This window comes from Microbacterium sp. 4R-513 (genome assembly GCF_011046485.1).
Lineage (GTDB): Bacteria > Actinomycetota > Actinomycetes > Actinomycetales > Microbacteriaceae > Microbacterium.
The window spans coordinates 3,090,499-3,104,418 of sequence record NZ_CP049256.1 but is presented as its reverse complement, the minus strand read 5'-3'; the positions used below and the strand labels follow the sequence as shown (position 1 = coordinate 3,104,418).

At 69.6% G+C, this 13,920-nt stretch carries 13 protein-coding genes and 1 pseudogene; 2 read left to right on the top strand and 12 right to left on the bottom strand.

Going from position 1 to position 13,920, the window contains the following annotated elements; genetic code table 11:
- Nucleotides 1-2 precede the first annotated feature (2 nt).
- The 7 genes and pseudogenes from G5T42_RS13660 to G5T42_RS13630 all read right to left on the bottom strand — a co-directional run bounded on the left by G5T42_RS13660 (nt 3) and on the right by G5T42_RS13630 (nt 8,451).
- Nucleotides 3-845 carry a peptidoglycan-binding protein gene (locus G5T42_RS13660; protein ID WP_165129316.1) on the bottom strand — a complete coding sequence of 281 codons (843 nt, stop codon included), beginning with the start codon at nt 843-845 and terminating at the stop codon, nt 3-5.
- Between the two features lie 166 nt (nt 846-1,011).
- Nucleotides 1,012-2,037 carry a ketol-acid reductoisomerase gene (gene ilvC / locus G5T42_RS13655; RefSeq protein WP_165129314.1) on the bottom strand — a complete coding sequence of 342 codons (1,026 nt, stop codon included), beginning with the start codon at nt 2,035-2,037 and terminating at the stop codon, nt 1,012-1,014.
- A 110-nt stretch (nt 2,038-2,147) separates the two neighbouring features.
- Nucleotides 2,148-2,657 (bottom strand): acetolactate synthase small subunit, encoded by a 510-nt coding sequence (gene ilvN / locus G5T42_RS13650; RefSeq protein ID WP_165129312.1) that lies wholly within the window; start codon nt 2,655-2,657, stop codon nt 2,148-2,150.
- 3 nt (nt 2,658-2,660) lie between these two features.
- Nucleotides 2,661-4,466 (bottom strand): acetolactate synthase large subunit, encoded by a 1,806-nt coding sequence (locus tag G5T42_RS13645; protein WP_165129310.1) that lies wholly within the window; start codon nt 4,464-4,466, stop codon nt 2,661-2,663.
- 45 nt (nt 4,467-4,511) lie between these two features.
- Entirely contained in the window at nt 4,512-6,230 is a 1,719-nt protein-coding gene (ilvD, locus tag G5T42_RS13640; RefSeq protein WP_165129308.1) for a dihydroxy-acid dehydratase, read from the bottom strand.
- A gap of 10 nt (nt 6,231-6,240) precedes the next feature.
- Nucleotides 6,241-7,023 (bottom strand): trehalose-phosphatase, encoded by a 783-nt coding sequence (gene otsB, locus G5T42_RS13635; protein ID WP_165129306.1) that lies wholly within the window; start codon nt 7,021-7,023, stop codon nt 6,241-6,243.
- A pseudogene (locus G5T42_RS13630) lies at nt 7,020-8,451 on the bottom strand (trehalose-6-phosphate synthase). Before G5T42_RS13630 ends, otsB begins: the two are co-directional and overlap by 4 nt.
- 163 nt (nt 8,452-8,614) lie before the next feature.
- Between G5T42_RS13630 and G5T42_RS13625 the strand changes: the two are divergent.
- Nucleotides 8,615-8,869, top strand: coding sequence for a hypothetical protein (locus G5T42_RS13625; protein WP_165129304.1), 255 nt, complete (start codon nt 8,615-8,617; stop codon nt 8,867-8,869).
- Nucleotides 8,870-8,884: 15 nt separating this feature from the next.
- Here the strand turns inward: G5T42_RS13625 and G5T42_RS13620 are convergent, their stop codons facing one another.
- Genes G5T42_RS13620 through G5T42_RS13605 form a run of 4 tightly spaced genes read right to left on the bottom strand, consistent with a single transcriptional unit; the run spans nt 8,885 to nt 12,003 of the window.
- Nucleotides 8,885-9,331, bottom strand: a complete 447-nt coding sequence (locus tag G5T42_RS13620) for a GNAT family N-acetyltransferase (RefSeq protein ID WP_165129302.1) — start codon at nt 9,329-9,331, stop codon at nt 8,885-8,887.
- A gap of 34 nt (nt 9,332-9,365) precedes the next feature.
- The gene (locus G5T42_RS13615) at nt 9,366-10,550 is read right to left on the bottom strand and encodes an acetyl-CoA C-acetyltransferase (RefSeq protein ID WP_165129300.1); all 1,185 of its coding nucleotides are present in this window, start codon (nt 10,548-10,550) and stop codon (nt 9,366-9,368) included.
- Nucleotides 10,547-11,200 carry a CoA transferase subunit B gene (locus tag G5T42_RS13610; protein ID WP_206535775.1) on the bottom strand — a complete coding sequence of 218 codons (654 nt, stop codon included), beginning with the start codon at nt 11,198-11,200 and terminating at the stop codon, nt 10,547-10,549. The genes G5T42_RS13615 and G5T42_RS13610 overlap by 4 nt, the downstream gene beginning before the upstream one ends.
- A gap of 2 nt (nt 11,201-11,202) precedes the next feature.
- On the bottom strand, nt 11,203-12,003 hold the full coding sequence (locus G5T42_RS13605; RefSeq protein ID WP_165129298.1) for a CoA transferase subunit A: 801 nt from the start codon (nt 12,001-12,003) through the stop codon (nt 11,203-11,205).
- Between the two features lie 127 nt (nt 12,004-12,130).
- Here G5T42_RS13605 and G5T42_RS13600 point away from each other — a divergent pair, with 127 nt between their 5' ends.
- Complete coding sequence (locus G5T42_RS13600; protein ID WP_165129296.1) at nt 12,131-12,922, top strand: IclR family transcriptional regulator; 792 nt, start codon at nt 12,131-12,133, stop codon at nt 12,920-12,922.
- A gap of 117 nt (nt 12,923-13,039) precedes the next feature.
- Here the strand turns inward: G5T42_RS13600 and G5T42_RS13595 are convergent, their stop codons facing one another.
- Complete coding sequence (locus G5T42_RS13595; RefSeq protein ID WP_241245831.1) at nt 13,040-13,882, bottom strand: alpha/beta hydrolase; 843 nt, start codon at nt 13,880-13,882, stop codon at nt 13,040-13,042.
- Between the last annotated feature and the right edge of the window lie 38 nt (nt 13,883-13,920).

Below are 13,920 nucleotides of genomic sequence, written 5' to 3'. Positions count from 1 at the left end.
CGTCAGTCGAAGATCCGCAGGGTCAGCGACTGCCAAGTGATGGGCCCGACGATGCCGTCGGACGGGGGCGCGAACATCTGCTGATATTCGCGGACCGCGGCATCCGTCACCGGCCCGAAGTCGCCGTCGACCGTCAGCTCACCCGGGAGGAGTGTCTGCAGCGCCTTGACGACCTCGCCCTCGTCGCCCTGCCGGATCTCGACGATGATCGCCGGCCAGTCGAGCTGACCCAGGGTCGTCGAGATCTCGGTCGCCCGGAGCGTCTGCTGATACGCCGTGACCGCCGCCCCGCTCGCGGGGCCGAAGACGCCGTCGGCGACGATGGTCGCGCCGTGAGCGCGCAGAAGATGCTGCGCCGCGAGCACGCGCCAGTTCGTGGCCTGCGATGAGCCCTGCTTCACCAGCGGCCACGGCCGGGGACCCGGCACGGACGTGCTGAGGAAGGACCACGTCTCGCGCCCCGCGATGCCGTCGAGGGTCAGCCCCCACGACTCCTGGAAGAACTCGACGTGCTCCTTCGTGATCGGTCCGTACTCGCCGTCGACGACGAGAGCCGTGTCACCCGGCGACCGCAGCAGCCCGAACTGCTGCACGGCGCGGACGGCGTCGCCGGAGGCGCCCGGCCCGGTCTGCATCACGAGCTTCGGCCAGGTGACCGGCCCGACGATCCCGTCCGCGGGAAGCCCGTCCGTCGTCTGGAGGTCGATGACCTTCGCCTTGGTCTGAGGCCCGAAGACTCCGTCTGCGGTGACCGTGAACCCACGCGCCCGCAGGAGGTACTGGATGCCGGTGACCACCGGCCCCTCGTCGCCCTGTCCGATCGTGGTCCATGGCTCGACGTTCATGAATGCTCCTTTGCCCGTCTCCCCCGGATCGGAGCGATCCCCCTCGCGAGCATAGGGGGCGAGCGGCGGGTGCCGTCAAGAAGAACCGGCCGCCGCCCTCCCGGATGGGGAGGACGACGGCCGGAAAGAGCCGTGCGGGTGTGCCCGGCTGGTCAGACGGGGGCTGTCAGCGCGCGGCCGAGCCCTCGATGTAGTCGGAGTCCTGCTGCTTCCACGCGAAGAGACCGCGCAGCTCCTTGCCGACCGCCTCGATCGGGTGCTGCGCCTCCTTCTCGCGAAGCTCCTTGAACTCCACCGCGCCGTTGTCCTGGTCGGCGATGAAGCGCTGCGCGAACGCGCCCGACTGGATGTCGGCGAGCACGCCCTGCATGTTCTCCTTGACGCGCGGGTCGATGACACGGGGGCCCGAGACGTAGTCGCCGTACTCGGCCGTGTCGGAGATCGACCAGCGCTGCTTGGCGATTCCGCCCTCCCACATGAGATCGACGATGAGCTTCAGCTCGTGGAGAACCTCGAAGTAGGCGATCTCGGGCTGGTATCCGGCCTCGGTGAGGGTCTCGAAGCCGTACTGAACGAGGTGCGACATACCGCCGCAGAGCACGGCCTGCTCGCCGAAGAGGTCGGTCTCGGTCTCTTCGGTGAAGGTCGTCTTGATGACGCCGGCGCGGGTGCCGCCGATGGCCTTGGCGTACGACTTCGCGACGTCCCACGCCTGGCCCGAGGCATCCTGCTCCACCGCGATGATGTCCGGGATGCCGCGACCCGCGACGTACTCGCGGCGGACCGTGTGACCGGGCGCCTTCGGTGCCACGAGGATGACGTCGACGCCCTCGGGAGCCTGGATGTAGCCGAAGCGGATGTTGAAGCCGTGGGCGAAGGCGAGCGTCTTGCCCGCGGTCAGCTTGTCCTTGATGGAGTCGTTGTAGATGCCGCGCTGGTGCTGGTCGGGGGCGAGGATCATGATGAGGTCCGCCCACTCGGTCGCGTCGGCGACGGACTTGACCTCGAAGCCCTCGTCCTGCGCCTTCTCGGTCGACTTCGAGCCCTCCTTCAGCGCGATGACGACCTCGACACCCGAGTCGCGCAGGTTCTGCGCGTGGGCGTGGCCCTGCGAGCCGTAGCCGACGATGGCCACCTTCTTGCCCTGGATGAGCGAGAGGTCGGCGTCGGCGTCGTAGAAGATTTCAGCCATCTTCGTGTTTCTCCTTACTGCGGTCCCCGAGCATGTCGAGGGGTCGTGGTTCGGCCCTTCGACGAGTTCAGGAGCCGGGGGTGGTCGGGGGTGTGGGGACTGTCGAGCCGCTACCCGCGCAGGACGCGCTCTGTGATGCTCTTGCCGCCGCGGCCGATCGCGAGCAGCCCGGACTGGGCGAGCTCCTTGATGCCGAACGGCTCGAGCGCGCGCAGGAAGGCCTCGACCTTGCCCTTGTCGCCCGTGATCTCGAGGACGAGCGCATCCGGTGCGTAATCGACGACCTGCGCGCGGAAGAGGTTGACGACCTCCAGCACGTTGGAGCGGCTCGCGTTGTCGGCCCGCACCTTCACGAGCATGTGCTCGCGCTGGACGGATGCCACGGGCTCGAGCTCCACGATCTTGATGACGTTGATGAGCTTGTTGAGCTGCTTCGTGACCTGCTCGAGCGGCAGCTCCTCCACGTCGACGACCACGGTGATGCGGGAGAGCCCGGGGACCTCGGTGACGCCCACCGCGAGCGACTCGATGTTGAAGCCGCGGCGGGCGAAGAGCCCCGCGACGCGGGTCAGCAGACCGGGCTTGTCCTCCACGAGAAGGCTCAGCACGTGACTCGGCATGCCTCAGTCCTCCTGCTCGAACGCCGGCGCGTGGTCGCGCGCGTACTGGACGTAGCTGTTGCTCACGCCCTGCGGAACCATGGGCCACACCATCGCGTCGGCGCTCACGACGAAGTCGATGACGACGGGGCGGTCGTTCGTCTCGAGGGCGGTCTGGATCGCGGCATCCACGTCCTCCTGCTTCTCGACGCGGATCGCGAGGCATCCGTATGCCTCGGCGAGCTTCACGAAGTCCGGGATGCGGACGGTTCCGTGACCCGTGTTGAGGTTCGTGTGCGAGTAGCGGCCGTCATAGAAGAGCGTCTGCCACTGGCGCACCATGCCGAGCGAGGAGTTGTTGATGATCGCGACCTTGATCGGGATGTTGTTGATCGCACAGGTGGCGAGTTCCTGATTGGTCATCTGGAAGCATCCGTCGCCGTCGATCGCCCAGACGTGGCGGTCGGGCTGGGCGACCTTGGCTCCCATCGCGGCCGGGACCGCGTAGCCCATCGTGCCGGCGCCGCCCGAGTTGAGCCACGAGTTGGGGCGCTCGTACTTGATGAACTGCGCGGACCACATCTGGTGCTGGCCGACGCCGGCGGCATAGACGCCCTCGGGACCGGTGAGCTCGCCGATGCGCGAGATGACGTACTGCGGCGACATCAGACCGTCGGACGGCTGCGTGTAGCCCAGCGGGAACTCGGAGCGCAGACCGTCGAGGAACGACCACCACTCCTCGGTGTCGGCTTTGGGGCCGGCGACGCCGCGGAACGCGCCCTCGAGGTCGACGAGGACCTCTTTGAGGTCTCCCACGATCGGCACGTCGGCGGTGCGGATCTTCGAGATCTCGGCGGGGTCGATGTCGACGTGCACGACCTGGGCGTGCGGCGCGAACAACGCCGCCTTGCCGGTCACGCGGTCGTCGAAGCGTGCGCCGAGCGCGACGAGGAGGTCCGCCTCCTGGAGCGCGAGCACCGCCGGGACGGTCCCGTGCATGCCCGGCATGCCGAGGTGCTGCGGGTGCGAGTCGGGGAAGGCGCCGCGGGCCATCAGAGTCGTGACGACCGGCGCGTTCGTCGTCTCGGCGAGCGTGAGCAGCTCGGCCGATGCGTGGGCGCGGATGACGCCGCCGCCGACGTAGAGCACGGGCTTCTTGGCGGAGGCGAGCAGCTGCGCCGCGGCCTGGATCTGCTTGCCGTGCGCCTTCGTGACGGGACGGTAGCCGGGCAGGTCGATCTTGGGGGGCCAGATGAACGGCGCCTCGGCCTGCTGCGCGTCCTTCGTGATGTCGACGAGGACGGGGCCCGGGCGGCCCGTGCTGGCGATCTCGTACGCCGCCGCGATCGCGGCGGGGATCTCGGCCGGGTCCTTCACGAGGAACGAGTGCTTGGTGATCGGCATCGTGATGCCGACGATGTCGGCCTCCTGGAAGGCGTCCGTCCCCATGAGGTTCGAGAACACCTGACCGGTGATGCAGACGATCGGCACCGAGTCCATGTAGGCGTCGGCGATCGCGGTCACGAGGTTGGTCGCGCCGGGACCCGAGGTTGCGATCGCGACGCCTGTGCGACCGGATGCCGCGGCATAGCCCTCGGCCGCGTGGCCGGCGCCCTGCTCGTGCCGCACCAGGATGTGGCGGATCTCGGACGTGTCCATGAGCGGGTCGTAGACGGGGAGGATCGCACCGCCGGGGAGCCCGAAGACGTCGGTGACGCCGAGGAGCTCGAGGGACTTGACGACGGCTTCCGCGCCCGTGAGCACGGGCGAGGGAGCGGACGCGGTGCGGGCTGGCGGCCGGGGCACGGCCGTTACGGAATCGGCGGTCATGATGGGACCTTCGTATCGACGGCGGAAAGGATGTCGGAAGCCGAGTCAGCCCGTGGTGGCGCCCTCGGAAGCGGAGCGCACGAGACGGGAGTACTTGGCAAGGACGCCACGGGTATAGCGCGGAGGAAGGGGCTCCCAGCCCTCACGGCGGGAGCTCAGCTCTGCCTCGTCGACGAGTAGGTCGAGAGTGCGAGCCGCGATATCGACCCGTATCAGATCACCATCGCGCACGAAGGCGATCGGACCTGCGTCCACCGCTTCGGGTGCTATGTGGCCGATGCACAGGCCGGTTGTGCCGCCTGAGAATCGTCCGTCCGTCAAGAGTAGTACATCTTTTCCGAGGCCTGCGCCCTTGATGGCGGCGGTGATCGCAAGCATCTCGCGCATGCCGGGACCGCCCTTGGGGCCCTCGTAGCGAATGACGACGACGTCGCCGGCAGCGATCTCGCCCGCCTCCAGAGCGTCCATCGCAGCGCGCTCGCGTTCGAACACACGCGCGGGGCCCTCGAAGACGTCGCTGTCGAAGCCGGCGGACTTCACGACCGCCCCCTCGGGCGCGATCGTGCCATGCAGGATCGTGATGCCGCCCTTCTCGTGGATCGGCTCGTCGAAGCGGTGGATGACGATGCCGTCGACCGGGTCGGGGTCGAGGGCGCGGAGGTTCTCGGCCATCGTCTTGCCCGTGACGGTGAGCGCGTCGCCGTGGATGAGACCCTCGTCGAGCATCGCCTTGAGGATGACGGGGATGCCGCCGTGGCGGTCGACGTCGTTCATGACGTACTTGCCGAACGGCTTCATGTCGGCGACGTGGGGTACCCGGTCGCCGATGCGGTTGAAGTCGTGGAGCGAGAGCTCGACGTCGGCCTCGCGCGCGATCGCAAGGAGGTGGAGGACGACGTTCGTGGAGCCGCCGAGCGCCATCGCGAGGGCGATCGCGTTCTCGAACGACTCCTTCGTGAGGATGTCGCGGGTCGTGATGCCGAGCTTCAGGAGGTTCACGACCGCCTCACCCGAGCGGTGCGCGAAGTAGTCGCGGCGGCGGTCGGCCGACGGCGGTGCGGCCGAGCCGGGCAGCGAGAGGCCGAGGGCCTCGGCGACGGAGGCCATCGTGTTGGCCGTGTACATGCCGCCGCAGGCGCCCTCACCCGGCGCGATGGCGCACTCGATGCGCTTGAGGTCGGCTTCGCTCATCTTGCCGGCGAGGCAGGCGCCCACCGCCTCGAAGGAGTCGATGATCGTGACGTCCTTCTCGGTGCCGTCGCTGAGCTTGACCCAGCCCGGAGCGATCGAGCCGGCGTAGAGGAAGACGCTCGACAGGTCGAGCCGCGCCGATGCCATGAGCATCCCGGGAATGGACTTGTCGCACCCCGCGAGGAGCACCGAGCCGTCGAGGCGCTCGGCCATCATGACCGTCTCGACGGAGTCCGCGATGACCTCGCGGCTCACGAGCGAGAAGTGCATGCCCTCGTGGCCCATCGAGATCCCGTCGGAGACCGAGATCGTGCCGAACTGCAGGGGGTAGCCGCCGCCCGCGTGCACGCCCTCCTTCGCACCCTGCGCGAGCCGGTCGAGGCTCAGGTTGCACGGCGTGATCTCATTCCAGCTCGATGCGATGCCGATCTGGGGCTTGTCCCAGTCCTCGTCGCCCATGCCGACGGCACGGAGCATGCCGCGCGACGTCGTGGCCTCGATGCCGTCCGTGACGACTCGGCTGCGGGGTTTGATGTCGATCGCGTTCTCGTGCTCTGCAGACGGCTGGGGCATGATCTGCAGTCTATTCCCGCGGCGCAGACCGCCGACGCGCCAGCTCGGCGAGGAACGCCGCCATCGCCGGGATGTCCTTCACGAGCGCGCGAGCCGCCGTCGGGCCGGTTCCGACGTGCACCCCGACGTCCCGGGGCCCGAGGCTGCGCAGCGCGTCCTCGTCGGTGACGTCGTCGCCTGCGAACAGCACGGCGGTCGCGCCGGTGCGCTCCCGCAGCTCCCTCACCGCCGAGTCCTTGCCCTCGTGGCGGAAGGAGTACTCGACGATGTTGTGCCCTGTCCGGCGGCGCCAATGAGGGGCGTGGGCGGCGACGATCCGATCGACCCGGCGGTTCGCGGCGTCGGCGGACTCGGCATCCGATCGTCGCGTATGCACCCCGAAGCCGAAGGTCTTCGGCTCGATCCAGACGCCCTCCAGGTCGCTCGTCGCCTGCTCGGCCTCGCTGCGCAGGCGGTCGCGGAGCGCGACGTCGGCGGGGTCGTCTGCGGGTTCGACGGCGCCCTCGCCGGGGATCCAGAACTCGGCGCCGTGCGAGCCCGCGAGCCAGATGCGCGAGTCGTCGCCGTGCTCGGCGATGACCCGCAGGTCACTGAGGCTCCGTCCGGAGACGAGGGCGACGAAGGTCTCGGGGGTCCCGACCAGGGCCTCGACCGCATCCCGCGCCGCCGGCAGCATGCGCGCGTCCATCGGCTCGTTCTCGAGCGGCGACAGCGTGCCGTCGAAGTCCAGCGCAGTGAGAAGGACGGGCGTGCGCGCGAGCTCGTCGAGTGCGGCGCCCGAGGCATCCGTCATCCCGACGCCTCTTCCTTCGCGCGGCGCACCTCGTCGAGCGAGGCGAGGAACGAGCGGGACCAGGCCGCGATGTCGTTCTCGGTGACCTTGCGACGGAGGGCGCGCATGCGACGGCCCTGCTCGGCGGCAGGCATCTCGACAGCGCGCATCATCGCGTCCTTGAGCCCGCCGATGTCGTGCGGGTTGATCCGGATGGCGCTGCCGAGCTCGTCTGCCGCGCCCGCGAACTCGCTCAGGATCAGCACGCCGCGGTTGTCGATGCGACTGGCGACGTACTCCTTCGCGACGAGGTTCATGCCGTCGCGGAGAGCCGTGATGAGCATGACGTCGGCCGCGAGGAAGAAGGCCACCATCTCCTCACGCGGGTACGCCTGGTGGAGGTAGCGGATCGCCGTGTGGCCCACGGTGTCGTAGTCGCCGTTGATCCGCCCCACGGTCAGTTCGATCTCGTCCCGGAGCTGGATGTAGGCCTCGACGCGCTCGCGGCTCGGGCTGGCCACCTGTACGAGCGTCGCGTCCTCGACCGTCAGCCGGCCGTCCGCGAGCAGCTCGCCGAACGCCTTGAGGCGATGCTGGATGCCCTTCGTGTAGTCGAGGCGGTCGACGCCGAGGAAGACCGTCTTGGGGTTGCCGAGCCCCTCGCGGATCTCCGCCGCGCGCGCCCGGATGTCTGCTCGCGCCGCCAGCTCCGCGTACGACGAGGCGTCTATCGAGATCGGGAAGGCCTTCGCGAGCGCGAGCCGCGTCGATCCGTCGTCCTGCGGCACGCGGATGCCGGAGGCCCGGGTCTCGTAGCGCAGCTGGCGCCTGACGGCACGGGCGAAGTTCGAGGCATCCGTCACCCGCTGGAAGCCGATGACGTCGGCGCCCAGCAGCCCCTCGAGCACCTGCTTGCGCCACGGGAGCTGCGAGTACAGCCCGTATGCGGGGAAGGGGATGTGGTGGAAGTAGCCGATCGTGAGGTCGGGGCGCGCTTCGCGCAGCAGCTGCGGGACGAGCTGCAGCTGGTAGTCCTGCACCCAGACGGTGGCGCCTTCGGCGGCGACGGATGCCGCGGCCTCCGCGAAGCGTCGGTTGACGCGCACGTACGCGTCCCACCACACGCGGCGATAGCGCGGCACGGCGATGACGTCGTGGTACAGCGGCCAGATCGTGTCGTTGGAGAAGCCCTCGTAGTAGTCCTCGACGTCCTCCGCGCTCAGTGCGACGGGGACGAGGTGCGTCCCCCTCGAACTCGAACGGCTCGACTTCGATGCCGGGTTTGCCGGGCCATCCGACCCACGCGCCGTCGGCGCGGCGCATGACCGGTTCCAACGCCGTGACGAGGCCTCCCGGCGACCGTCGCCATTCCTCGTCGCCGTTGCCGGACTCGGAGACACGGTCTACGGGAAGCCGGTTTGCGACGACGACGAGATCAGCCAATGACACATTCGCTCCGGTTCCGTATGAGTGGACCCAGGCTAACAGCGGGCCCAGGAGCCGTTCGGGGCATGTCGCGGGAGGCCCGCATATGCTAGGCCACCGCCCGTCCCGGGTGAAGGGCCGAGGGGCTTCGTGCGCAGTGCCCGCCCGGCCCGCTACCGTGGACGCCATGCGCAAGTACCTGTTCGGCACGGGCCTTCTGGGCGCCATCACGGGCGGTGTCACGCTGCTGCGCGCCCTCCGCAACGACGCTCCCTTTACGTGGCGGGTGGCCCTCGCCTGGCTGTCGTGGGGCATCTCGCTCGCGCTCGCCATCGGGGCGATCATCGACGTGCGCCGGGCCGGTCAAGGCCAGATCGTGGCGCAGGACTCGCCCATCCACGGGCGCGAGGAGAAGATCCTCCGCAAGCGCGTCAACCGCTGACGCGCCCGCGCCGCCTCACCGGCCGAGCGGGATCTCGTAGTGCACGAATCCCGTCCCCGTCGCGACCCGGTCGTAGAGCGCGCGAGCGGCGGTGTTCGTCTCATGGGTGAGCCAGTAGACCTTGCGGCTGCCGGCGGCCTCAGCCCACGCGCGGACGTGCTCGATGAGCGACCGTCCCACTCCCCCGCCGCGCGTACCGGGTGAGACGAAGAGGTCTTCCAGGTAGGTGTAGGTCGAGGTCGTCCACGTCGCCGGGTGCGTGAGCCAGTGCACGATGCCGACCGCGCGGCCCTCGTCGTCGCGTGCGATCGCGCCGTGCAGGTCGTCGTCGGCGACGATGCGCGCGAACGTCGACTCGGTCACGGATCGCGAGACGGATGCCTCGTAGAACTCGAGGTAGCCGTGCCAGAGGGTGAGCCACTCGTCGTGGTCGGCGGCGGTGAGGGGCGCGATGATCGTCACGGCGACGACGCTACCGCGCCCCTCTGCCGTCTCGTCAGCGGGTGAGGATCAGCGCGTCGCCCTGACCGCCGCCGCCGCACAGCGCGACGGCCGCCGTCCCGGAGCCGCGGCGGACGAGCTCGTGCACGGCGTGCACGACGAGCCGGTTGCCGGAGGCGCCGATGGGGTGGCCGATCGCGATGCCGCCGCCGTGGATGTTGACGACATCGTCCGAGAGCCCGAGCTCAGCCTGCGAGCGTGCGACGACGGCGCCGAAGGCCTCGTTGATCTCGACGAAGTCGAGCTCGCGGGTCGAGATGCCCTGTTTCGCCACGGCCTTCTCGATCGCGCGCGCGGGCTGGGCGTGCAGCGAGTTGTCGGGCCCGGCGACCTGGCCCGCAGCGCCGACGACTGCGAGCACCCGCCAGCCCCTCTCATCGGCGTGCGAGCGGGTGGTGAGCACGACGGCGGATGCCCCGTCCGAGATCTGCGACGAGTTGCCGGCCGTGATCGAGCCGCCCTCGGCGAAGGCGGGACGGAGGCCCGCGAGAGTGTCGACCGTGGTATCGGGCCGGATTCCCTCGTCCTTCGTCAGCACGACAGGATCGCCCTTGCGCTGGGGAATCGTGACGGGCACGATCTCTCCGTCGAAGACGCCGTCGTTCTGGGCGGCGGCGGCGCGCTGGTGCGACCTCGCGGCCACGGCATCCTGAGCCTCGCGGGTGATCTCGAAGCGGTCGTTGTGCCGCTCCGTCGACGCACCCATACTCTCGCGGTCGTAGGCGTCGGTCAGGCCGTCATAGGCCATGTGGTCGAGCACCTCGATCGAGCCGTAGGCCCAGCCGTCGCGGGAGCCCATCATGAGGTGCGGAGAGCGGGTCATCGACTCCATGCCCGCCGCGACGACGACCGTCGCATCGCCCAGCTTGAGCATGCGGGCGCCGTCGATCACCGCGGTGAGGCCCGAGAGGCACACCTTGTTGACCGACGAGGAGTGCACGTCCCACCCGATCCCGGCGCCGACGGCGGCCTGACGGGCGGGGTTCTGACCTGCGCCGGCGGGCAGGACCTGACCCACGAGCACGGCGTCGACCGCCTCGGCCGGGATGCCGCCCTGTTCGAGCGCTCCTTTGATCGCGATGGAGCCGAGCTGCACCGCCGTGAGCGGAGCGAGCTGGCCCTTGAGTCGTCCCTGCGGCGTGCGCGCCGCGGCGACGATGACGACGTCGTCCTGGTTCATGCGTCCATCCTCTCTCCCACGCGCACGAGGAGCTCCGGCTCCGTCGCCGCGATGACCTCGTCGACCGTCACCCCGGGTGCGAGCTCCACGAGCACGAGCCCTTCATCGGTCACGTCGATGACGGCGAGGTCGGTGATGATGCGGTCGACGACGCCCTTGCCCGTGAGCGGCAGCGAGCACTCGTCGACGATCTTGGCGGTGCCGTCCTTGGCGACGTGCTCCATGAGGACGATGACGCGGGATGCCCCGTGCACGAGGTCCATCGCACCCCCGGGTCCCTTCACCATCTTTCCCGGGATCATCCAGTTCGCCAGGTCGCCCGACTTCGACACCTGCATGGCGCCGAGGATCGCGGCGTCGATCTTGCCGCCCCGGATCATGCCGAAGCTCGTGGCCGAGTCGAAGAACGCGGCACCCGGAAGCGTCGTGACGGTCTCCTTGCCGGCGTTGATCAGGTCCGGATCGACGTGCTCCTCCGTCGGGTACGGGCCGACGCCCAGGATGCCGTTCTCGGACTGGAGGACGACCGTCACGCCGTCGGGCACGTAGTTCGGGACGAGCGTCGGAAGCCCGATGCCCAGGTTGACGTACGCGCCGTCGCCGAGCTCCTGAGCCGCGCGGGCGGCCATCTCGTTGCGGGTGAGGGCCATGGTCATGCTCCTTCGGGAATGTCGCGGCTCATCGCTTCGGAGACCGACACCGTCCTGCGCTCGATGCGCTTCTCGATCCCGGTGCCGACCTCGACGATGCGGTGGACGTAGATGCCGGGGAGGTGGATGCCGTCGGGGTCGAGTTCGCCGGGTTCGACGAGCTCCTCCACCTGGGCGATGCACACCCGGCCCGCCATCGCCGCGAGGGGGTTGAAGTTGCGCGCCGACTTGTTGAAGACGAGGTTCCCGTGGCGGTCGCCCTTCAGGGCGTGCACGAGGGCGAAGTCCGTGACGATGGACTCCTCGAGCACGAACTCCCTCGGCTCACCGTGCAGGTCGAACGTGCGGACATCCTTCTTGGGCGAGGCGATCGCGATGCCGCCCTGGCCGTCGTACTTGCGCGGGAGGCCGCCCTCCGACACCTGCGTGCCCACACCGGTCTGCGTGTAGAACGCCGCGATGCCCGAGCCGCCCGCGCGCAGCTTCTCGGCGAGCGTGCCCTGCGGCGTCAGCTCGAGCTCGAGCTCGCCGGACAGGAACTGCCGCTCGAACTCCTTGTTCTCGCCCACGTACGACGATGTCATCTTGCGGATGCGCTTCGCGTTGAGGAGCACGCCGAGTCCCCAGTCGTCCACGCCGCAGTTGTTGCTCACGATGCTGAGATCGGTCGTCCCCTGCGCGAGCAGCGCCTCGATGAGAGCGATGGGGTTGCCCGAGAGGCCGAAGCCTCCGACGGCGAGGCTCGCGCCATCCGGGATGTCTGCGACGGCCTCCGCCGCAGACTCGACGGTCTTGTCGATCACGTGTCACTCCTTCGTCGCGCGTGCGCGCCCGCCGCTGCGCGGGGCTCCCTCCATCCTCCTCTGCGGTGCCCGTGAGGGGCTCCCAGCCGCTTGCGATGTGGATGCCGCGACGCCTAGTGTCCATATCGTGGACACCGCGAAGAACCGCAGTGTGCCGGGCGCGCAATCCGTCGCCCGCGCCGCCCGCGTCCTGCGGCTCGTGACCTCGGCGGGCGACGAGGGGCTCTCGGTCGCCGATCTCGCTCGGCGTGCCGAGCTGACCCGCCCGACGGCTCATCGACTGCTGACGGCGCTCCGCCACGAAGGCCTCGTCGATCAGGACGAGCGGACCGGACGGTGGATGCCTGGGCCCGAGCTGTACCTCATGGGGACGGTCGCGGCATCCCGATACGACATCACCGCGATCGCGCGCGACATCGTGCGCTCGCTCGCCGTGCGCACCGAGGAGAGCGCATTTCTCTCGGTCCGCCGCGGCGACGAGACGGTGTGCCTGCTGCGCGAGGAGGGGAGCTTCCCCATCCGCTCCTTCGTGCTGTCGGAGGGGGTGCGCTTCCCGCTCGGCGTGGCGTCTGCGGGACTCGCGATCCTCGCGTTCCTGCCCCCTCACGATGTGGACGCCTATTTCGAGCGGCATCCTGAGCTCGGCGCCGAGTGGGGCGCCGCGCACGCGGAGTCGCGGCTGCGCGTGCGCCTTCGCGAGACGCAGGCGCGCGGATACGCGCTGAACCCCGGGCTGATCGTGGAAGGGAGCTTCGGGCTGGGAGCCGCCGTATTCACACGGGAAGGCCATCCGCAGTGGGCGTTGAGCCTCACGGGCGTGGAGTTCCGCTTCGGTCCCGATCGCCTCGCCGACCTCGGACGAACGCTTCTGGCGCACGCGCACCAGCTCACGACCCGCGTCGCCGCGACCGCCCGCTAGACCGGTGTCGGTCGCAGGCTCGGCGCGTTTCGTCTCGCTCCGCTCGCTCAACGACCGGTGGGTAGACATCGGTCGTTGAGCGAGGGAGCGCAGCGACCGAGACGAAACGGCCCGGACCTACGAGACCGGCCGGCTGTCGACCTCGGCCCCGGCGGCGGCGAGCTCGCGGAGGATGAGCGGGGCGACGGCATCGGCTCCCTGCTCGGACATGACGATCGTGTAGTGGTTCCGATCCTCGACGCGGACGTGCTCCACGTTCGGGTGAGCTGCCAGCAGGCCTGCGAGGTGCTCGGGCGAGTAAAGCCCGGGAGGCTCGTTGCGGAGACCTCGGGGCGCCGTCACGAGAAGGGTCGGATGCCGCAGCCCCGCGAGCGCGTCGGGCAGCGTCGTGCCGGTGTTCATGTCGATCGTGTCGTCGAGGGTGGTCTGATAGCTCGTCGCGGGCCGGAGCGCACCGCCGTCGGGGACGAGGTCGTACTCGATGTAGTGCTCGAGCTCGGGCGTCCAGTCGGTGCGGAACGCGGGGTGCTCGTGCCAGAAGTCGCGGTACTCCCCCACGTCCGCGAAGCGCATGGAGAGGCGGGCGGCTGTGGGTCCGAGGATCCGGGAGACCAGCTCGTCGGGGTCGAGGCCCGCGGGCACGTCGAGAGGAAGGCCGCCGTCGATCAGGACGAGCCGTGCGACGCGGTCCGGGTGGAGGCTCGCGAACACGACCGAGACGAAGGCGCCCATCGAGTGGCCGACGACCACGATCCGGTCGATGTCGAGCGCGTCGAGCACGGCCGCGAGATCGGCGGCGTGTGCCGCCATCCCTGCGGGCCCCGCGAGCTCGTTGCTGCGTCCGCGACCGCGCAGGTCCGGGGCGATGACGCGGACGCCCGGCAGCCGGTCGACGAGGAACGGCCACGCGAGGTGGGGAGGCGGTGACGCCGTGCACGACGAGCACGTCGGCCGAGGCATCCGTCTCGGGATCCCACACGCCCACGCGCAGGTCGCCG